Source organism: Cupriavidus sp. SZY C1, assembly GCF_032190535.1.
Classification (GTDB): domain Bacteria; phylum Pseudomonadota; class Gammaproteobacteria; order Burkholderiales; family Burkholderiaceae; genus Cupriavidus; species Cupriavidus pauculus_C.
Genome location: NZ_JAUANU010000019.1, coordinates 36,580 through 55,397, shown reverse-complemented (window position 1 = coordinate 55,397; position 18,818 = coordinate 36,580). Strand labels below are relative to the sequence as shown.

General features: G+C 68.1%; 14 protein-coding genes. 9 read left to right on the top strand and 5 right to left on the bottom strand.

The features are described 5' to 3' along the window. Window positions 1-2: 2 nt before the first annotated feature. Window positions 3-1,016, top strand: a complete 1,014-nt coding sequence (locus QTN24_RS23250; RefSeq protein ID WP_313840018.1) for a helix-turn-helix transcriptional regulator — start codon at window positions 3-5, stop codon at window positions 1,014-1,016. Between the two features lie 39 nt (window positions 1,017-1,055). On the opposite strand, the gene QTN24_RS23245 is transcribed toward QTN24_RS23250, so the two are convergent. The 4 genes from QTN24_RS23245 to argA form a co-directional block, all read right to left on the bottom strand. Then, window positions 1,056-1,898, bottom strand: a complete 843-nt coding sequence (locus QTN24_RS23245; protein WP_313840017.1) for a class I SAM-dependent methyltransferase — start codon at window positions 1,896-1,898, stop codon at window positions 1,056-1,058. 187 nt (window positions 1,899-2,085) lie between these two features. Continuing rightward, a complete protein-coding gene (locus tag QTN24_RS23240; RefSeq protein ID WP_313840016.1) occupies window positions 2,086-4,659 on the bottom strand; it encodes a hypothetical protein in 2,574 nt (857 codons plus the stop codon). A 178-nt stretch (window positions 4,660-4,837) separates the two neighbouring features. Beyond that, entirely contained in the window at window positions 4,838-5,113 is a 276-nt protein-coding gene (locus QTN24_RS23235) for an oxidative damage protection protein (protein WP_066733742.1), read from the bottom strand. Between the two features lie 102 nt (window positions 5,114-5,215). After that, the gene (gene argA, locus QTN24_RS23230) at window positions 5,216-6,688 is read right to left on the bottom strand and encodes an amino-acid N-acetyltransferase (protein ID WP_313840015.1); all 1,473 of its coding nucleotides are present in this window, start codon (window positions 6,686-6,688) and stop codon (window positions 5,216-5,218) included. 23 nt (window positions 6,689-6,711) lie between these two features. Here argA and hrpA point away from each other — a divergent pair, with 23 nt between their 5' ends. The 6 genes from hrpA (at window position 6,712) to QTN24_RS23200 (ending at window position 15,678) form a co-directional block, all read left to right on the top strand. Beyond that, the gene (gene hrpA / locus QTN24_RS23225) at window positions 6,712-10,806 is read left to right on the top strand and encodes an ATP-dependent RNA helicase HrpA (RefSeq protein ID WP_313840014.1); all 4,095 of its coding nucleotides are present in this window, start codon (window positions 6,712-6,714) and stop codon (window positions 10,804-10,806) included. Window positions 10,807-11,116: 310 nt separating this feature from the next. After that, complete coding sequence (locus tag QTN24_RS23220; RefSeq protein WP_313840013.1) at window positions 11,117-12,097, top strand: beta-propeller fold lactonase family protein; 981 nt, start codon at window positions 11,117-11,119, stop codon at window positions 12,095-12,097. Window positions 12,098-12,104: 7 nt separating this feature from the next. Then, window positions 12,105-12,917, top strand: a complete 813-nt coding sequence (locus tag QTN24_RS23215; protein ID WP_124684012.1) for a polysaccharide deacetylase family protein — start codon at window positions 12,105-12,107, stop codon at window positions 12,915-12,917. Next, window positions 12,917-13,912: a sterol desaturase family protein gene (locus QTN24_RS23210; protein ID WP_313840035.1), complete on the top strand. Its 996-nt coding sequence runs from the start codon at window positions 12,917-12,919 to the stop codon at window positions 13,910-13,912. The genes QTN24_RS23215 and QTN24_RS23210 overlap by 1 nt, the downstream gene beginning before the upstream one ends. A 63-nt stretch (window positions 13,913-13,975) precedes the next feature. Beyond that, window positions 13,976-14,851 (top strand): EI24 domain-containing protein, encoded by an 876-nt coding sequence (locus QTN24_RS23205; protein ID WP_124684013.1) that lies wholly within the window; start codon window positions 13,976-13,978, stop codon window positions 14,849-14,851. Between the two features lie 26 nt (window positions 14,852-14,877). Beyond that, complete coding sequence (locus QTN24_RS23200; protein ID WP_124684014.1) at window positions 14,878-15,678, top strand: competence/damage-inducible protein A; 801 nt, start codon at window positions 14,878-14,880, stop codon at window positions 15,676-15,678. Between the two features lie 37 nt (window positions 15,679-15,715). Here QTN24_RS23200 and QTN24_RS23195 read toward each other — a convergent pair whose 3' ends face one another. Beyond that, complete coding sequence (locus QTN24_RS23195) at window positions 15,716-16,180, bottom strand: rhodanese-like domain-containing protein (protein WP_124684015.1); 465 nt, start codon at window positions 16,178-16,180, stop codon at window positions 15,716-15,718. A gap of 508 nt (window positions 16,181-16,688) precedes the next feature. On the opposite strand from QTN24_RS23195, the gene QTN24_RS23190 reads away from it, so the two are divergent. Next, window positions 16,689-18,104, top strand: coding sequence for a 3-hydroxylaminophenol mutase (locus QTN24_RS23190; RefSeq protein WP_313840012.1), 1,416 nt, complete (start codon window positions 16,689-16,691; stop codon window positions 18,102-18,104). Window positions 18,105-18,240: 136 nt separating this feature from the next. Further along, window positions 18,241-18,813, top strand: coding sequence for a DUF4124 domain-containing protein (locus QTN24_RS23185; RefSeq protein WP_124684017.1), 573 nt, complete (start codon window positions 18,241-18,243; stop codon window positions 18,811-18,813). Window positions 18,814-18,818: the final 5 nt, after the last annotated feature.

Here is an 18,818-nt window from a genome sequence, read left to right as displayed (position 1 = left end):
TCATGCGCGCCAATCCCCTCCCGTTCCCACCGGCCTCCCGCGCCGGCGACGGCCCCAGCGAGGTCGCGTGGTCCGCCTTGGGCGCTGACCTGCGGGTGGCCGTGGTGGACGGCACGCTGGCGGGGCACGAGCGCCGCGAATCGGCGTTCGGCAGCCATGTGGCGCTGGCGTTGATGGTGGAAGGGGCGGGACATTTCCAGATGGAAGGTCATGCGCAGACCTGCCCGTACCGGGACGGCTGCTGCTACCTCAGCTGCGCATGGGAGGGCGGGCGCGGCGTGGATCTGTTCACCGGCCACAGCCCCCGCCGCGTGGTGCTGCTGCAATACCGCACGGACTGGCTCAGCCTGTTCGACCGCACCGGTCCGGCGGCGCCACCGGGCGGGCTCGTGCATAGCCATCCCTGGCGCCAGGCGTGGGTGCTGCGCATGCCGATGCCGCCCGCGCTGCGCAACCTCGCGCACGACCTGCTGGCCAACGGCGCGCCGCGGCATCCGCTGGATCGCCTGCGGACAAAAAGCAGAGCCTTGGGCGCGCTGGCGACACTGGCCGAATGGGCCGAAGGCGGCGCCGATGCTGACGCCCCCGCGCTGCTCCAGCCGGGCGTGGAAAGCGAAGCGTGCGGCGCGGACTGCGTGCCCGGACAGGTTTGCGAAGGAGACGAACGCCGGGGAAGCAGCGACCGCTCGCTCACGGGCCGGCAGCGGCGGCAGCTGTGTGCCGCGCGCCATCATATCCACGCCAATTGCCTGGAACCGCTGACGGTCGGTGGCGTGGCGCGCGCGGTGGGGCTCGGCGAAGCCGCCTTGCGCAATGGCTTCCGGGCGCTGTTCGGCTGCACCGTCTACGACTACGTGCTGGAACGCCGCCTGGCGGAGGCCGCGCGGCTGCTGCGCGAGAACGGGCTGTCGGTGGCGGAGGTGGCGTGGCGCAGCGGCTTCTCGCATGCGAGCCACCTTTCGCGGCACTTCAGGCGTCGCTACGGGATGTCGCCGGGCGACTACCGGTCGCGCTAGCTTGTCCCGGCTGTCGCGGGCAAGCCGTTGGCGCGGCGGTCAGTCGGCCGTGCGCAGCGCGTAGAGCGCGTAGAACGGCACGCGGAGCAGGGCCTGCGACAGCGGACCGAGCACCGAATACGGCAAGCCGTAGCCGTCCATCACGCGATAGATGCCATGCGGGCGCAGCCGCGCGTGCGGCGCCACCAGTTCGGCAGGGCGGCGCGGCCCCCACTGGAACTGCGCGCCGGTCTGGCCCACGGACGGATGGTGGCGCGCCCGGCCCGCGGCCAGCCAGCACATCACGTCGAAGGCCAGCACCGACCCTGCCGGCGCCCGCTCGCCGAAGGTTGCCAGGATCTGCCGCACCGTATCGGGATGCAGATACATGAAGACCCCCTCGCTGAACAGGAATACCGGTGGCGCGTCACGGGTGGCCGGCAGCGACAGCGTGTCCCACCAGCGCGCGTCGCCCAGGTCCAGCGGCAGCGTGGCATGGCGCGTGCCGGCAGCGGGAAGCAGCGCGCGGCGCAGGGGCAGGACTTCGGGGAGATCGGCGTCGGTCATGCGCACCCGGCCGTTGTCGAGCCATTGGAAGTAGTGGCTCAGGCCGGCGCCCAGGTTGACGACGTGGCCGTCGGGGTGCCTGGCCAGGTAGTCCTGTGCCAGCGCGCGGAATTGCCGCGTGCGCGCCAGCACGCCATAGACCGAGTGCCGGTCGTGAAGCCAGCGCGCGCCGTCGTCGCCCAGCGCCGCCATCATGCGGGCCGCGTGACGGTCGTCGACTGCCACCTTCGGAAACAGGCGGTCGCCCCACGCACGGGCGGCCAGCGGAATACGCAATGTGGACGGCACCGCCGAGAGCGCCGCGCCTGCAAGCATTTCTGGATTCGATGAGGTCATGCCAGCTCCGGTGGGCGGGCAGCCGCGCGGCTGCCCATCGCAGCGGGCATGGTAGCGGGAATCGTCATCGATGCGCGGCCCTGCGCGCCGGGCCTCTGATCCAGTGCAAACTGGCTCCGGTACGCAAGCCAACGGGGCGCCCCTCGCAGGGCGCCCCGTCGCATCCTTCGGATGTTCCCGACCGGTCTTAGCGGCGGCGGCGCGGCCGGCGCAGTACCTTGCACTGGCCGACGGTTGCGGCGTCAGGCGCGAACGGGATCGGGCTGCGCATGTAGTCGCGCAGCTTGTCGCGCACGAACGAGGTGTCGTCGCCTACCGACGAGATGATGCCCGTGGTGGCGCCGCCGCCCAGCAGCAGCGTGAAGATGCCGCGGTACGGGAAGTCGCCGTACGCGGGCAGGCTCACGTCGAACGGTTCCGAGCGCCGGAACATGTCCTCGGCGGTGCGGCCCATGGCCCAGTGGAACGCCTCGGGGAAGCGCAGCGCGACGATCTTCGGGTTGACGTTGTGGTAGTCCGAGCCGATGACCGGGTCGCCAAGGATGTAGGTGCCGCCCGTGCCCCAGTTCTGCGTGTCGAAGTTGTCGTTGACCGGGTCCGAGACCGACGGCGCGTGGCTGGCCGGAATCTGCCACGGCATGATCGGGAAGCGGAGCGCGCGGCTCAGTTCGGCGCAGAAGTCGAAGAATCGGCTCCACTCGTGCGTCCAGTAACAGTAGCCGTTGGCGTAGCTGCGGATCGTGAAATCGTCGGCCTCGTAGCGGTCCACGGCCAGGAAGTCCGGCGCGTACGGGCCGTCGTGCACGCCCATCGCGTCGATGAACGCGGCCGTGGCGCGCGCGTTCTGCACCGGCTCGTCGCCCGAGGCGTAGATCCATTCCGATGCACCCACGCCCCACAGGTTGACCTGCCAGCCAAAGCTGACGGCCGGCGCCACCGTGCGGATCAGCCAGTTCACGGCCGCCACGTAGCCGCGCACGTTCTCGGTGATCGACGCCGGGATCGCGGCCTGCACGTTCCAGTGGTCCAGCGCCATGCGCAGCGGCTCGCGCACCGGCATTGCGTACTCGGGCCCGAAGCCGCCCTGCTGGCAGGCGCCCAGGAAGTCGGGGTTGACCACGTAGCCGGCCGGCACCGGGTGGTCGGCGTCGATGTGCTGGTTGGACAGGTTCAGCGACAGGATCAGGTTGGCAAAGCTGTGCGCCAGCCCCTGCTTGTTGGCGAGCTGCGTGGGCGTGTCGCCCAGCGACAGGTTGCACGTGTACGACACGATCACCGGCAGCACGCGGTGGTTGCCGCCGATCTGCTGCTCGACGTCGCGCGCCAGCAGGATCGTCGCCGTGGTCTGGTTGTCCGATTCCAGGTAGACGTTGGCGTCGCCCGCGCCGTCGAAGCCGGCGTACTTGAAGACCGACGACGCCCGCGCCGCCACGAAGTCGGCCGCGTTGCCCGGCGTCAGGTCGGCGCAGCCGCCGAAGCTCAGGAAGTCCGGGAAGCCGCGCACCTTGAGGTTGGCGCCGCGCGACACCGACACGGCCAGCCGCGTGGTGCCGTTGGCGGCCACGTGCACGAAGTCCTCGGCCCGCACGTTGTAGACCACGCCGTCCATGATGAAGTCCGGAATCTGCACGTCATAGCGGCCCGGGCCCACCGGCACGGCGAACTGGTGGTCGTGGCTGCCGGCCCTGATCGGAAACGACTGGTGGTAGGTCATGCCGTCGGCCACGAGCCGCACGTCGAGCGGGGTGCCCACGGTGACGTCCGACGTGACCAGGATCGGCAGCGTGACGTAGCCGGTGGTGTCCACGGCCGCCGACTGCATCTCGGACGCGGAGAACAGCACGTTCTCGATCGAATCGCCGAGGTTGCGGACCTTGGTCGGGAACGTGTAGCGGACGTTGTTCAGCGCGATTGGCGCGATGCCGATGTCGACGGGCCCCGCCTGCGGCAGGCCGCCCAGCGGCATGATGCCCGGCACCGGCATCGGGAAGGCCAGGATGGTCTCGCCCGTGTGGCGCGCCACGATCGACACGTTTGCCTGCTCGTCGGCCAGCACCGGAATCTCGTCGATGGCGATGTTCAGGCGCGAGTAGTACTGGGCGTCGGCATAGGTCACCACCACGGCCGTGGTGCCGCCCGGCGAGACCGTCACGGTCTGGGGATGGACGGTGGCCTGGGCGATGACGGTGGAGATGTCGTTGTGCAGCGGGTCGGCGGTCACGGTGTAGGTGCCGGCCGGCAGCGCCAGCGGCGTGACGGTGCCCGGCGAGACCGTTTCCACGTGGACCTGCGAGCCCTGCGTGAACGTCAGCGTCTGCGCGGCCGAATAGAGCGCGGTGTCCGGGGCCGTGGCGGCCTGCACGCGCACCGTGCCGCTGGTGTCGGGCAGCGCGTCGGCGGCCAGCGCGAACGACGCCAGGTACGCCTGCCCGGCCTGGCCGGTCATGTCGCCGTTGATGCCGATCTTGATCGTGTCCTGCGGCGCAAACGTGTGCGCCGACGCAAAGTTGACCTTGGCCTCCACGTCCCACGTCTGGGCGTCGATCCGGCTGTTCGCGGTCTCGGCCTCGGTGGCCATCCAGCTCTGCAACTGGACGTTGAAGTCGGTGGGCTGCACGGCCACCGGCGCGTGGAATTTCAGTCCCAGGAAACGGTCGATGCTGACCGGGGCACCACTGGTGTGACGGATGTTGGTGATCGCGATCACGCCGTACCACTGCGACGCGCCGCTCTCGATGCCGATATCGAAAATAATTGCCATGATTCCTCCCTCCGCATGATGTGAACGCGGCGCGCACCGCGCCGGCGTCAGCGCAGGTTAGGGGGCGAGTCAGGCGGTGGGAATGGATTGGCCGGGTGGCCGGCAGGGGCGGGAGGGGGTGCCGATGGCCTCCCCCGAACGCGGGAGAGGCCGGTGCATCAGGAAGCTGGCGCGGGGATCAGGCGCTGGGCGGCGGCACGTAGCCGGCGGCCTGGTCGGCGCCTTCGCCGAAGAAATACTTCTCGGTCTGCTTGAGCAGGTACTGGCGCGCGCGGACGTCGGCCATGTTCAGGCGGTTCTCGTTGATCAGCATCGTCTGGTGCTTGAGCCAGCCGGCCCAGGCCTCCTTCGACACGCTCTGCCAGATCTTCTTGCCGAGGTCGCCCGGCAGCGGGGGGAAGTCGAGACCTTCGGCTTCCTTGTTCAGCTTGACGCAATGGACCATGCGGGCCATGAGGGACTCCTTCTTTCGTGTGGGCGCTATTGTAGCCAAGCTCGCGGGGCGGGGCAGCCGCCGCCGCCCATGCCCCTGCGGTGCATGGTGTTATCGGCGGGCTTACAGCTTCTTCATCAGCACCATCGACTTGCGCTGCCAGTTGTAGAGCTTGCGCTTGTCCTCGGGCAGGTCGTCGACGGTGGCATGGACAAAGCCGCGCTTCAGGAACCAGTGCTCCGTGCGCGTGGTGAGCACGAACAGCCGCTCCAGCCCCAGAGCGCGGGCGCGGCGCTCGATGCGCTTGAGCAGCCGCTCGCCGTCGCCGGTGCCCTGGGCCTCGGCGGACACGGTCAGGCAGGCCATCTCGCCCATGTTCTCGCGCGGGAATTCGTAAAGCGCGGCGCAGCCGAACAGCACGTTGTCGTGCTCGATCACCGAGAACTTGTCGATGTCGCGCTCGATCAGGTGGCGTCCGCGCGGCACCAGCGTGCCGTCGGCCTCCAGCGGGGCGATCAGCTGCAGGATGCCGCCCACGTCGTCCAGCGTGGCCTCGCGCAGGCTTTCCAGGTCGGTATCGGACACCATGGTGCCCACGCCGTCGTGCAGGAACAGTTCCAGCAGCACCGATCCGTCCATGTCGAACGGGATCAGGTGGGCGCGCGGCACGCCGCCCTTGAGCGCCTTGACCAGGTGTTCCAGGTAATAGGCCACGTCGGGCGGCAGGTGGTTGTTCTGCAGCCGCTCCACGGCCGTGCGCAGCGACATTTCCTTCATCAGCTTGCCCACGGCGTCCGGCACGCCGGGCACCTCGGTGATGAAGATCAGCTTGTCGGCCTTGAGCGCGCTGGCGGCGGCGCTGGCCACGTCTTCCATCGACAGGTTGAACGCCTGCCCGGTCGGCGAGAAGCCGAGTGGCGAAAGCAGCACCACCTTGCCGTGCGACAGCGACATGCGCATGGAATCGCCGTCCACCTTGCGCACCAGGCCCGTGTGCTGATAGTCCACGCCATTGACGATGCCCACCGGGCGCGCCGTGATGAAGTTGCCCGAGATCACCGACAGCTGCGCGCCGGCCATCGGCGTATTGGGCAGGCCCTGGCTGAACGCGGCCTCGATGTCCAGCCGCAGCTCGCCGGCGGCCTCCTTGGCGCATTCCAGCGCGGCGTTGTCGGTAATGCGCACGTCATCGGCAAACTGCGACTGCACGTTGCGCAGCGCGAGCTGTTCTTCCACCTGCGGGCGCGAGCCGAACACCAGCACCACGTGCATGCCCATGGCGTGCAGCAGCGCCACGTCGTTGACCAGCGCGTTGAGCACGCCGGCCTTGACCAGTTCGCCGCTGAAGGCGATCACAAAGGTCTTGCCGCGGAACGTGTGGATGTACGGCGCCACCGCGCGCAGCCAGTCGACGAACTGCTGCTGGTCCGGACCGCCGTTTTCGACGGATTCGGTGCCGGCAACGGACGACGGGATCGGCGTGGCGGGGGCGGCGGAGGGCATCGGGACGGCGTTCTGATCGGCCGTCGGATCGACGGAAGGGGGCGTGGCGGCAGGATCGGGGTCCTGCGGCGGGGAGTCGGTTCTGGCGTTCATGCGGCGGATTATAATCCCGGCCAATGTCAGCACAACGCCCCGCCAAGTCCGTTCCGGCCCAGCCCGCCGAGGCTGCCTCTCCGAAGCCCAGTCAGCATCCCGCCCCCCGCGAGGCGGGCGCCGGCGCGCGGCCGCAGCAGCCGCCCGCGGCGGGCCAGCCACCCCGTCCGCCCCGGCCGCCGCGCACCCCCCGTCCGCCCCGGCCCGAGGGCACCACGCGCCAGGCCCGCCCGGAAGGCGAGGGTAGCGGTGCCGGCGCCGCCGGGTCCGACCGGCCGGGCCGGCCACCCCGGCCGCCGCGCGCGCCGCAGCCGGTGCGGCTGGCCAATCCGCTGCCCGAGATCACGTTTCCCGAAGCACTGCCGGTGTCGGCGCGGCGCGACGAGATCGCGCAGGCGCTGCTGGCCAACCAGGTGGTGATCGTCTCGGGCGAGACCGGCTCTGGCAAGACCACGCAGCTACCCAAGATCGCGCTGTCGATCGGCCGTGGCCCGGCGCGCGCCGACAAGCCCGGCGGCGGCCTGATCGGCCACACCCAGCCGCGCCGCATCGCCGCCACGTCGACGGCCAAGCGCATCGCGCAGGAACTGGGCACCCCGATGGGCGAGCACGTGGGCTACCAGGTGCGGTTCAACGACACGATGTCGGCCGGGGCGTCGGTCAAGCTGATGACCGACGGCATCCTGCTGGCCGAGACGCAGAACGACCCGCTGCTGCGCGCGTACGACACGCTGATCATCGACGAGGCGCACGAGCGCAGCCTGAACATCGACTTCCTGATTGGCTACCTGCGGCAGATCCTGCCCCGGCGGCCCGACCTGAAGGTCATCATCACGTCCGCGACGATCGATGCCAAGCGCTTTGCCGAGCATTTCGCGCGCGACGGCAAGCCCGCGCCGGTGATCGAGGTCAGCGGCCGGCTGTATCCGGTGGAAATCCGTTACCGGCCGATCCAGGAAGACCAGCCGCCCGCCGGCCAGGGCGCCGCGCCGCGCACCGAGCGCGCCCGCGAGCGCGACCTGTACGACGGCATCGTCGACGCCGTGGACGAACTGTGCCGGCTGGGGCCGGGCGACGTGCTCGTGTTCCTGCCCGGCGAGCGCGAGATCCGCGAAGCGGCCGAGGCGCTGCGCAAGCATCATCCGCCCCACACCGAGATCCTGCCGCTGTTCGCGCGGCTGTCCGTGCAGGAGCAGGAGCGCGTGTTCCGGCCGTCGAACGCGCGCCGCATCGTGCTGGCCACCAACGTGGCCGAGACGTCGCTGACGGTGCCCGGCATCCGCTATGTCGTCGATACCGGGCTGGCGCGCGTCAAGCGCTACTCGTACCGCAACAAGGTGGAACAGCTTCAGGTGGAGTCGATCTCGCAGGCGGCCGCCAACCAGCGTGCCGGCCGCTGCGGCCGGGTGGCCGACGGCGTCTGCATCCGCCTGTACGAGGAAAGCGATTTCCTGGGCCGCCCGCGCTTTACCGACCCCGAGATCCTGCGCTCGTCGCTGGCGGCGGTGATCCTGCGCATGAAGGCGCTGCGGCTGACCGACATCGAGGCATTCCCGTTCATCGAGCCGCCGCTGGGCCGGGCCGTGGCCGATGGCTACCAGTTGCTGCAGGAACTGGGCGCGCTCGACGACGACAACCGGCTGACCGCCATCGGCCGCCAGCTCGCCAAGCTGCCGCTGGACCCGCGCGTGGCCCGCATGATCCTGGCCGCGCGCGACCAGCAATGCCTGCGCGAGGTGCTGGTCATCGCCAGCGCGCTGTCGGTGCAGGACCCGCGCGAGCGTCCGCAGGAGGCGCAGGAGGCGGCCGACCAGGCCCATCGCAAGTTCATGGACGAAAAGTCCGAGTTCCTGGGCTGGGTCAGGCTCTGGAAGTGGTTCGAGGAGGCGGTGGCGCACAAGAAGACCAACCGCCAGTTGCAGGACCAGTGCCGCGCGCACTTCCTGTCCCACGTGCGGCTGCGCGAATGGCGCGACGTCCATTCGCAACTGCTGACCACGGTCAGCGAGCAGGGCTGGCGGCTCAACGAGACCGAGCCGACGTTCGAGCAGGTGCACAAGGCGCTGCTGACCGGGCTGCTGGGCAACGTCGGGCTCAAGCTGGACGAGGCCGACGGCAAGGGCCGCGAGTACCTGGGCGCGCGCGGCATCAAGTTCCACCTGTGGCCGGGCTCGCTGATCGCCCGCAAGGTGGGCCGCTGGATCATCGCCGCCGAACTGGTGGAAACCAGCCGCCTCTACGCCCGCACGCTGGCGCGCGTGGAGCCCGAGTGGGTGGAGCAGGTGGGCCGGCACCTGCTCAAGGTGAGTTGGAGCGAGCCGCACTGGGAGAAGAAGGCCGGACAGGTGCTGGCGCTGGAGCGCGGCACGCTGTACGGCCTGCCGGTCTACCAGAACCGGCGCGTGGACTTCGGGCCGATGAACCCGCAGGAGGCGCGCGAGATATTCCTGCGCAGCGCGCTGGTGGAGGGCGAATTCGACACGCGGCTGCCGTTCTTTGCCCACAACCAGCGGCTGGTGCGCGAGATCGAGAACCTGGAGCACAAGTCGCGCCGGCAGGACGTGCTGGTGGACGACGCGCTGATCTACGCGTTCTACGACCGCGCCATCCCGGCCGACATCCACAACCAGGTGGCGTTCGAGCAGTGGTACCAGGCCGAATCCGCCCGGGACCGCAAGCTGCTGTACCTGAACCGCGACGAACTGATGCGGCACGAGGCGGCCGGCATCACGACCGACCTGTTCCCCAAGGTGCTGCCGATTGCCGGCATCGACATGGGGCTGACGTACCACTTCGAGCCGGGCAGCCACCGCGACGGCGTGACGCTGACCGTGCCGCTGTACGCGCTAAACCAGGTGCGGCCCGAGCGCACCGAGTGGCTGGTGCCGGGCATGATCAAGGAAAAGGTGCACCTGCTGCTGAAGTCCCTGCCACAGAAGCTGCGCCGCCACTGCGTGCCGCTGCCGGACTACGCGGCCGGGTTTGTCGACCGGCAGCCGTTTGGCGAGGGCGACCTGATCGACGTGCTGATCGCCGACGTCCGCGAGCAGACCGGCACGATGATCCGCCGCGCCGACTTCAAGCTGGAAACGCTGCCGGTGCACCACGCCATGAACTTCAAGGTGATCGACGAGCACGGTCGCCAGCTGGACATGGGCCGCAACCTGGCCCAGTTGCGCGCCGAACTGGGCGGGCAGGCGCAACAGTCGTTCCAGACCATCGCCGCGCGCGACGTGCCGGCCGCCGAGGCCGGGCAGTACGAGAACCTGACGTCGTGGTCGTTCGGCGAACTGCCGGAACTGCTGGAAATCCGCAAGGGCAGCCAGACGCTGTTCGGCTACCCGGCGCTGGTGGACCGCGGCGACCACTGCGACGTGGAAGTCTTTGACGACCCGCAGGAGGCGGCGCGCGTGCACCACGCCGGGCTGCGGCGGCTGTTCGCGCTGCAGTTGCGCGAACAGGTGAAGTTCATCGAGAAGAACATCCCGAACCTGCAGCAGATGGCGATGCAGTACATGACGCTGGGCACGCAGGAGGAATTGCGCAACCAGATCGTGCTGATGGCGCTGGAGCGCGCGTGCCTGCAGCCGCCGCTGCCGCGCAACGAGGCCGAGTTCAACGCGCGCAAGGAAGAGGGGCGGGCGCGGCTGTCGCTGCTGGCGCAGGAAATCGCCCGGCTGGTCGGGTCGATCCTGGCCGAGTTCGCGTCGCTGCCGCGCAAGCTGCTGCAGGCCAAGCCGTTCGGCTCGGCCTACCAGGACCTGGAAGGCCAGCTAAGCCGGCTGATGACCAAGTCTTTCGTGATCGACACGCCGTACACCCAGCTCGTGCACTTTCCGCGCTACCTGAAGGGCATGGCGATGCGCGTGGACAAGCTCAAGGGCGACCCGGCCCGCGACGCCCAGCGCATCCAGGAAATGGCGCCGCTGGTGCAGCAATGGCAACGCGCCGAGAAACAGCTCCGCACCCAGGGCCGCGGCGCCGTGGACGAACGCATGGACGAATTCCGATGGATGCTGGAAGAACTACGCATCGCGCTGTTCGCCCAGGAACTCAGAACGCCGCAGCCGATGTCGGTGAAGCGGCTGCAGAAGGTGTGGGAGTCGATGCAGCGGTAGGGGGGCGACGGTGTTTCGCCATGCCGACTTTTTGCTCCCCTCTCCCGCGTTCGCGGGAGAGGGGCCGGGGGTGAGGGCGTTGAGGTCCAAATTGCGACTTGTCGCGCTGAGAACCGCCGGCCCTCTCCCCCAACCCCTCTCCCGCAGGCGGGAGAGGGGAGAAGACAGCGGCAAGTGGACGGGTAACCCACCGCCCACATGTATCCAAATGTAAGTAACCCTTAAGATTCCCTCCATATCGTCATCGAAACGCATGGCCGAAACGTTAGAATGCGCGATTCGCCTTGTTTCCCACGGATTTTTCGGTCTTATGCTCGCGTTGCGTCGTGTCGTAACAGTTGCGGTTGGCGTGTTGGCGCTGGCCTTGGTGTCCGCGCCGGCTCACGCGGAAGTGGTCACGATCCTCAATTCGGGTGACGCAAGCGTCACGCTGATCGACAAGGATACGCAGAAGGTGCTTGAAACCTTCCCGGTGGGCAAGGAGCCGCACCACCTGATTGCCACGCCGGACGAGAAGTCGCTGATCGTGGCCAACGCGGTTGGCAACGACCTCGTGTTCCTGGACCCGGTGACCGGCAAGGTGCAGCAGCGCGTGCCGAACGTCGACGACCCGTACCAGATCGGATTTTCGCCAGACAACAAGTGGTTCGTGGCCACCGGCAACCGGCTGGACCGCGTGGACGTGTACCGCTGGGACGGTCATCAGCTCAAGATGGCCAAGCAGTTCTCGCTGCCCAAGACGCCCAGCCACATCGCGTTCACGGCCGACAGCAAGATCGCCTTCATCACGCTGCAGGATTCCAACCAGATCGCCGCCATCGACCTCGTCACGATGAACGTGATGTGGGTCATGGAAGCGGGCTCGGCGCCGGCCGGCATCTGGGTCACGCCGGACCAGAAATACCTGCTCGTGGGCATGACCGGCGCGGACTACGTGGCCGTGATCGACTGGCGCACGCGCACCGTGGTCAAGCAGATCCAGACCGGCAAGGGCGCCCACAACTTCCGGGCCGTGGGCGACAGGCGCCATCTGTTCCTGACCAACCGCGTGTCCGGGTCGATCAGCATCATCGACCAGCAGACGCTGTCGAAGGTCGGCGACATCACGGGCCTGCTGCCCGGCCCCGACGACATGGAACTGACTGCCGACGGCAAGACGCTCTGGGTGACGTTCCGCTGGGCGCGCTCGGTGGGGCTGATCGACGTGGCGAGCCGCAAGCTGGTGAAGACGATCCGCGTGGGCAAGTCGCCGCACGGCATCTATTTCAAGACCCGGGCTCCGCTCTACTGAGGACACCATGCGCAGGCTGATTTCGCGCGTTGCGGCGCTGGCGCTGGCCCTGTCCACCGGGATGGCCGGGGCGGCCGGCGCCGGGCAGCCCGCGGGCGCCTGCCGCGCGGGCACGCTGTACCTGACCTTCGACACCGGCAGCATGAGCCAGGCGGAGCTGATCGCCCGGACGCTGCGCCGGCATCACATTCGCGCCACGTTCTTCCTGGCCAACGAGCCCACCGTCAACAAGGACAGCTCGCTGGACCCGGCCTGGGCGCCGTACTGGAAGGCGCTGGCGGCCGATGGCCACGCGTTTGGCACCCATACCTTCGACCACGTCTACCTGCGCGGCGTCCGCGACGGCAAGGTGACCATGCGCCCGCAGTTCGGCGCGCACGCCGGCCGGGACACGGTCATGGACCAGGCGTCGTTCTGCGCCGAGCTGCGCCGCAGCGCCACGGCGTTCCAGTCGATGACCGGCCAGCCGATGGTGCCGCTGTGGCGCGCGCCGGGCGGCCGCACCGCGCCGCAGACGCTGGCATGGGCCGAGCAATGCGGCTTCCGGCACGTGGGCTGGGCGCCGGCGGGCTTCCTGGGCGACGAGCTGTCGTCCGAGAAATTTCCTAACCAGGCGCTGCTGGACCGCGCGCTGCGCGACCTGCGCGATGGCGATATCACGATGGCGCACCTTGGCATCTGGTCGCGCAAGGACGCCTGGGCGCCGGCCGTGCTGGAGCCGCTGATTACCGGGCTGGCGCAGAAGGGCTTCTGCTTTGCCACGCTGCGCGACCATCCGCAGTACAAGGCGTGGATCGCGCAGCAGGGGGCGGCGCGGTGATGTGGGACGCCTTCACCAACTGGCTCAACCTCTGGGTCGGCCAGATCGAGGCCACGGTGTTCCAGGACGCCATCCTGCCCGTGGTCTACAACCTCGGCTTCGGCGGCTACGCCGAGGACGCCTTCACGGGCACGGAATGGCTGCTGGTGGGCCTGGTCCAGATAGCGGTGATGGTGCTGATCCTCGGGCCGCTGGAAAAGCTGCGCCCCGTGGAGCCGGTGACCGACCGCAGGGCCATCCGCACCGACATGCTCTATACGGTGATCCACCGGCTGGGGCTGTTCCGGCTGGCGATGTTCTTCGTGCTGGCGCCGCTGATGGACGGCATCGAGGGCCACCTGCGGCTGCTGGGCTGGCAGCGGATCAACGTCGAGGACTGGTGGCCGGGCGTGACGTCGGTGCCGCTGGTCAGCTTCTTCGTCTACCTGCTGCTGTTCGACCTGCTCGACTACTGGTACCACCGGCTGTCCCACACCTACCGCTGGTGGTGGAGCCTGCACGCGCTGCACCACAGCCAGCGCCAGATGACGCTGTGGAGCGACAACCGCAACCACCTGCTGGACGATATCCTGCGCGATGCCGTGTTCGCCACGGTGGCGCTGGGCGTGGGCGTGGAGCCGTCGCAGTACGTGCTGCTGGTGGCGCTGTCCCAACTGCTGCAAAGCCTGCAGCACGCCAACCTGAAGCTGCACTTTGGCTGGCTGGGCGAGCGGCTGCTGGTGTCGCCGCGCTTTCATCGTACGCACCATGCCGTGGGCCTGGGCCACGAGCAGGCGGCGGCCGACGGCCGGCCCGTGCGGCTGGGCGGCTGCAACTACGGCGTGATCTTTCCGTGGTGGGACATGCTGTTCCGCACGGCTGTGTTCACCGACGCCTATTACCCCACCGGCATCCGCGACCAGCTGCCGCCGCCCACGGGCCGCGGCCGCGACTACGGCGCCGGCTTCCTGGCCCAGCAGTGGCTGGGCATCAAGCGCCTGCTGCGGCTGGGCTGAGCGGGGCGCCGCGAGGCTGTGCTAGGCTCTCGTGGCTTTCCTGAACTCCTTCGCGCAAGCTGCATGAACGATATCCTCCGCTCGTTTGGGCGTGCCGTGGCCGGCCAGTTCCATCCGCGCATGCTGATGCTGACGGTCATCCCCTTTGTCCTGGCCACCGTGCTCTGGGGCGGCCTGATCTGGTGGGGCTGGGACCCCATCATGGGCGGCGCCCGCACGCTGCTGGAAGGCTCGGTCTTCACGAGCTGGATCTATTCGATGCTCGACTGGCTGGGCCTGCAGTCGCTGCGCACCGTGGTGGCGCCGCTGTTCGTGCTGACGCTGGCGATTCCGCTGGTGATCGCGTCGATGCTGGTCTTCATCAGTTTGTTCTCGGTGCCGGCGGTGGTCCGGCACCTGGAGCGCAGCTATCCGGACCTGCACAAGGCGCATGGCGGCAGCATCGCCGGCAGCGTGTTCCAGGCGCTGGGCAATACGGTGGTGTTCCTGCTGCTGATCGTGGTGACCATGCCGCTGTGGCTGATTCCGCCATTCTTCGCGCTGATCCCGCCGGTGCTGTGGGGCTGGCTGACCTATCGCGTGATGACGTACGACGCGCTGTCAGAGCACGCCACGGCCGAGGAGCGCAAGACGCTGATGAAGCGCCACCGCATGCCGCTGCTGATGATCGGCGTGGCCGTGGGGCTGCTGGGATCGGCGCCGACCTTGCTGTGGGTCTGGTCGGCGGTCATCATCTTCCTGTTTCCGGTGGTGCTGGCCGGCACGCTGTGGCTCTACGTGCTGATCTTCATCTTCTCGGCGCTCTGGTTCGGCCATTTCTGCCTGCGGGCGCTGGCGGACCTGCGCGCCGAACGGGCGGCCGCGGCGCCGCCACCGCCGCCCGCGGGCGACGTGATCGACCTGGCGCCGTCGGACGTGCGCCGCATCGGACAACCCTGAACATCAAGACAAGCGGAAGGGGCATCATGGGTTTCGGATTGATTGTCATCGGCGACGAGATCCTGTCGGGACGCCGCGAGGACAAGCACATGCGCCGCACCATCGAACTGCTGGGCGCGCGCGGGCTGGCGCTGGACTGGGCCGAGTACGTGGGCGACGAGCGCGGGCGCATTACCGCCACGCTGCGGCGCACGTTTGCCGGCCCGGACGTGGTGTTCTGCACGGGCGGCATCGGCGCCACGCCGGACGACCATACGCGCCAGTGCGCGGCCGCCGCGCTGGGCGTGGAACTGGCGCTGCACCCCGAGGCGCGCGAGCAGATTGCGCTGCGCATCGCGGAATCGGCCAACGGCGATCCGGTCAAGGCCGACCTGAACACGCCCGAGAACCAGCACCGCTTCAAGATGGGCGAATTCCCGGTGGGATCGCGGATCATCCCGAACAGCTACAACCGCATTCCGGGCTTCTCGGTGGCCGACCACCATTTCATGCCGGGCTTCCCGGTGATGGCGTGGCCGATGATGGAATGGGTGCTCGACCACTACTACACCGACCTGTTCCACCTGGACGCCGAGCAGTCGCGGGCGTTCTACGTGTTCGAGGCGCCGGAGTCGACGCTGACGCCGCTGATGGAGCAGGTGGAAGCCACGTTCCCGGGCATCCGCGTGTTCAGCCTGCCGTCGGTGGGCGACGTCAGTCGCGGCGACCGCTTTGCGCGGCGCCATATCGACCTGGGCGTGAAGGGGCCGGCGGACCTGGTTCTGCCGGCGTACGCGATGCTGCTGGACGGCGTGCGCGGCATGGGCTTCGAGATCGTCGAGCAGTAGGGCGCACAGCGCCCAGGCAAGAACCTTCAGGAACCCATCAGGCCCCGTGCCACGGCAGGCCGCGGAAGCACCAGCCTTCCACGGTCTTGCGATGGTGGGCGTCGTCGCGGGCGCCTTCGAACCCTTCCAGTACATCCATCGCCAGCGTGTAGCCGGCCTCGGTGGCCACGCGCGCCGCATGCTTGGAGCGGGCGGCGCTGCGGCACAGGAACAGCACCGGGGCGTCCTGCGGCACGCGGGCCTTCAGCTCGGCCACGAAATTCGGGTTCTGGGTGCCGCCGGGGTACGTCGACCACTCCACATGGGCGAACTGCTCGTCCGGCACGGCCACGCCGCCCACCCAGTCCAGCTCCGCCTGCGTGCGCACGTCGACCAGGACGGCGCGCGGGTCGGCCTGCAGCAGGGCGTAGGCTTCCTGCGGGGTGAGGGCGCCGTAGTAGGCAAGCTGGCCCTGTTGCTGGCGGTCGTGGGCGGCCTGGAGGAGCGTGTCTCGGGTAGTCATTGTGTGCGGCGGAGTCAATAGAAAGCGGGCAAGTCCGGCGTCGGCCCGATGTCATGGCAACAAAGCCCAAATCTTCGCTGGGAACCGGCTGGAATCGGCGCTATTCTAGCGCCCGGCCGTTGTGAGCGGCCCGAAAAATGACCTGCGTGAAATGCCTCGTTCTGGTGCGGGTAGGCGGCGAAGGCACCGATACGGTGCGGTAGCTTGAATCGTGCACCAGATTGGTGTTTCATGGATGGCGGACAGGCCCTCTGACCGCGCCAGCGCGTGGCCGGATCGTGCGGCGGACAGGATTGCATGCAATCCGGAATCGCCTCCACGGTGCCGACTTGGCCGCAGATGCACGTTTTTCGGGAAGTCTGTGCGATTGGCGGCCCCGTCGGGACGGGCGTTGGCATGCTTTCTGCTAACATCCCTCGTCCCTTTTGGGGCGGCCAGATCGGCAGGTCCGGAGGTCGCACCAACAATGGCTTTCTCAGACACAGCCTCGAATTTCCAGGAGATAGGCATGGCGCAGAGCGTTGCAGATGTGATGAAGCTCGTGAAGGAAAACGACGTCAAGTTCGTCGACTTCCGCTTCACGGATACCAAGGGCAAGGAACAGCACGTCTCGGTTCCGACGTCGCACTTCGACGAAGACAAGTTCGAAAGCGGCCACGCCTTTGACGGTTCGTCCATCGCCGGCTGGAAGGGTATCGAAGCGTCGGACATGCTGCTGATGCCGGATTCGGGTACCGCCTACATCGACCCGTTCTATGAAGAACCGACCCTGGTCCTGACCTGCGACGTGATCGAACCGTCGGACGGCAAGGGCTACGACCGCGACCCGCGCTCGATCGCCAAGCGCGCCGAGGCCTACCTGAAGAGCACCGGCCTGGGCGACACCGCCTTCTTCGGTCCGGAACCCGAGTTCTTCATCTTCGACGGCGTGACCTGGAACATCGACATGCAGGGCTGCTCGGTGAAGATCCAGTCGGAAGAAGCACCGTGGTCGTCGGCCAAGGAATTCGAGCACGGCAACAGCGGCCACCGTCCGGGCAAGAAGGGCGGCTACTTCCCAGTCGCCCCGATCGACACGTTCCAGGACATGCGTTCGGAAATGTGCCTGATCCTGGAATCGCTGGGCATTCCGGTTGAAGTGCACCACCACGAAGTGGCTGGCCAGGGCCAGAACGAAATCGGCACGAAGTTCAGCACGCTGGTGCAACGCGCCGACTGGACGCAACTGCAGAAGTACGTGATCCAGAACGTTGCGCACACCTACGGCAAGACCGCCACGTTCATGCCGAAGCCGGTGGTGGGCGACAACGGTTCGGGCATGCACGTCCACCAGTCGGTGTGGAAGGACGGCCAGAACCTGTTCGCGGGCAACGGCTACGCCGGCCTGTCGGAATTCGCGCTGTACTACATCGGCGGCATCATCAAGCACGCCCGCGCGCTGAACGCCATCACCAACCCGGGCACGAACTCGTACAAGCGCCTGGTGCCGGGCTTCGAAGCCCCGGTGAAGCTGGCCTACTCGGCCCGCAACCGCTCGGCCTCGATCCGCATCCCGTACGTGGCCAACCCGAAGGGCCGCCGCATCGAGACGCGCTTCCCGGATCCGCTGATGAACCCGTACCTGGGCTTCTCGGCGCTGCTGATGGCCGGCCTGGACGGCGTGATGAACAAGATCCACCCGGGCGAAGCCGCCGACAAGAACCTGTACGACCTGCCGCCGGAAGAAGACGCGAAGATCCCGACCGTCTGCTCGAGCCTGGACCAGTCGCTGGAGTACCTGGACAACGACCGCGAGTTCCTGACCCGTGGCGGCGTGTTCTCGAACTCGATGATCGACGCCTACATCGAACTCAAGATGGAAGAAGTCACGCGTTTCCGCATGACGACGCACCCGATCGAGTTCGACATGTACTACTCGCTGTAAAGCGAGAACGGGTTGCCAGGTTGTGACCGGGCAACAGTTGCACCAGGAAGGGGCGGCTTCGGCTGTCCCTTTTTGTTTTATCGGCGACGTTGATCGCTAGAATGGGGCTCCTTCCCTAACCGTCATGGCGACGTTCATGAAAGCGATTTCGAACAAGGGTTTCCGCATGGCCGGCAGCGTGCTGCCGCACCAGATGCGGGTGCGTTTCCCCATTCTGGTGACGATGGCTGCCATCGCGCTGGGCGCCTGGATGGCGCCGGCGGCCGCGCAGTCGTCGGACGTGTACCTGTGCAAGGGCGCCAGCGGCGTGCCCGAGTACCGCAACGGCAATCCCGGCAACAGCAAGGACTGCAAGAAGCTGAACCTGCCGGACGTGGTGACCGTGCCGGGCGGCCGCACCAGCGGCGCGGTGACGTCGGGGACGAAGGCTGCCGCCACGTCGCCGGCCGCGTTCCCGCGCGTGGACAGCGCCACGCAGAAGAACCGCGACAGCGAGCGCCGGTCGGTGCTGGAGCAGGAGCTGCAGGCCGAGGAATCACGCCTGGCCGGGCTGCGCGCCGAGTACAACAACGGCGAGCCCGAGCGCCAGGGCAACGAGCGCAACTATCAGAAATATCTCGATCGCACGGCACGGCTGCGCGATGACGTGGCGCGCAGCGAGGCCAACGTGGCGTCGCTGCGGCGCGAACTGTCGAACCTGAAGGACTGAAGCCC

Coding starts and splice junctions, on each gene's coding strand:
- QTN24_RS23195 (WP_124684015.1), bottom strand. CDS start 16,180: ATGACTACCCGAGACACGCTCCTCCAGGCCGCCCACGACCGCCAGCAA.
- QTN24_RS23205 (WP_124684013.1), top strand. CDS start 13,976: ATGAACGATATCCTCCGCTCGTTTGGGCGTGCCGTGGCCGGCCAGTTC.
- QTN24_RS23240 (WP_313840016.1), bottom strand. CDS start 4,659: ATGGCAATTATTTTCGATATCGGCATCGAGAGCGGCGCGTCGCAGTGG.
- QTN24_RS23215 (WP_124684012.1), top strand. CDS start 12,105: ATGCGCAGGCTGATTTCGCGCGTTGCGGCGCTGGCGCTGGCCCTGTCC.
- QTN24_RS23190 (WP_313840012.1), top strand. CDS start 16,689: ATGGCGCAGAGCGTTGCAGATGTGATGAAGCTCGTGAAGGAAAACGAC.
- QTN24_RS23200 (WP_124684014.1), top strand. CDS start 14,878: ATGGGTTTCGGATTGATTGTCATCGGCGACGAGATCCTGTCGGGACGC.
- QTN24_RS23250 (WP_313840018.1), top strand. CDS start 3: ATGCGCGCCAATCCCCTCCCGTTCCCACCGGCCTCCCGCGCCGGCGAC.
- QTN24_RS23235 (WP_066733742.1), bottom strand. CDS start 5,113: ATGGCCCGCATGGTCCATTGCGTCAAGCTGAACAAGGAAGCCGAAGGT.
- hrpA (WP_313840014.1), top strand. CDS start 6,712: ATGTCAGCACAACGCCCCGCCAAGTCCGTTCCGGCCCAGCCCGCCGAG.
- QTN24_RS23220 (WP_313840013.1), top strand. CDS start 11,117: ATGCTCGCGTTGCGTCGTGTCGTAACAGTTGCGGTTGGCGTGTTGGCG.
- QTN24_RS23245 (WP_313840017.1), bottom strand. CDS start 1,898: ATGACCTCATCGAATCCAGAAATGCTTGCAGGCGCGGCGCTCTCGGCG.
- QTN24_RS23185 (WP_124684017.1), top strand. CDS start 18,241: ATGAAAGCGATTTCGAACAAGGGTTTCCGCATGGCCGGCAGCGTGCTG.
- argA (WP_313840015.1), bottom strand. CDS start 6,688: ATGAACGCCAGAACCGACTCCCCGCCGCAGGACCCCGATCCTGCCGCC.
- QTN24_RS23210 (WP_313840035.1), top strand. CDS start 12,917: ATGTGGGACGCCTTCACCAACTGGCTCAACCTCTGGGTCGGCCAGATC.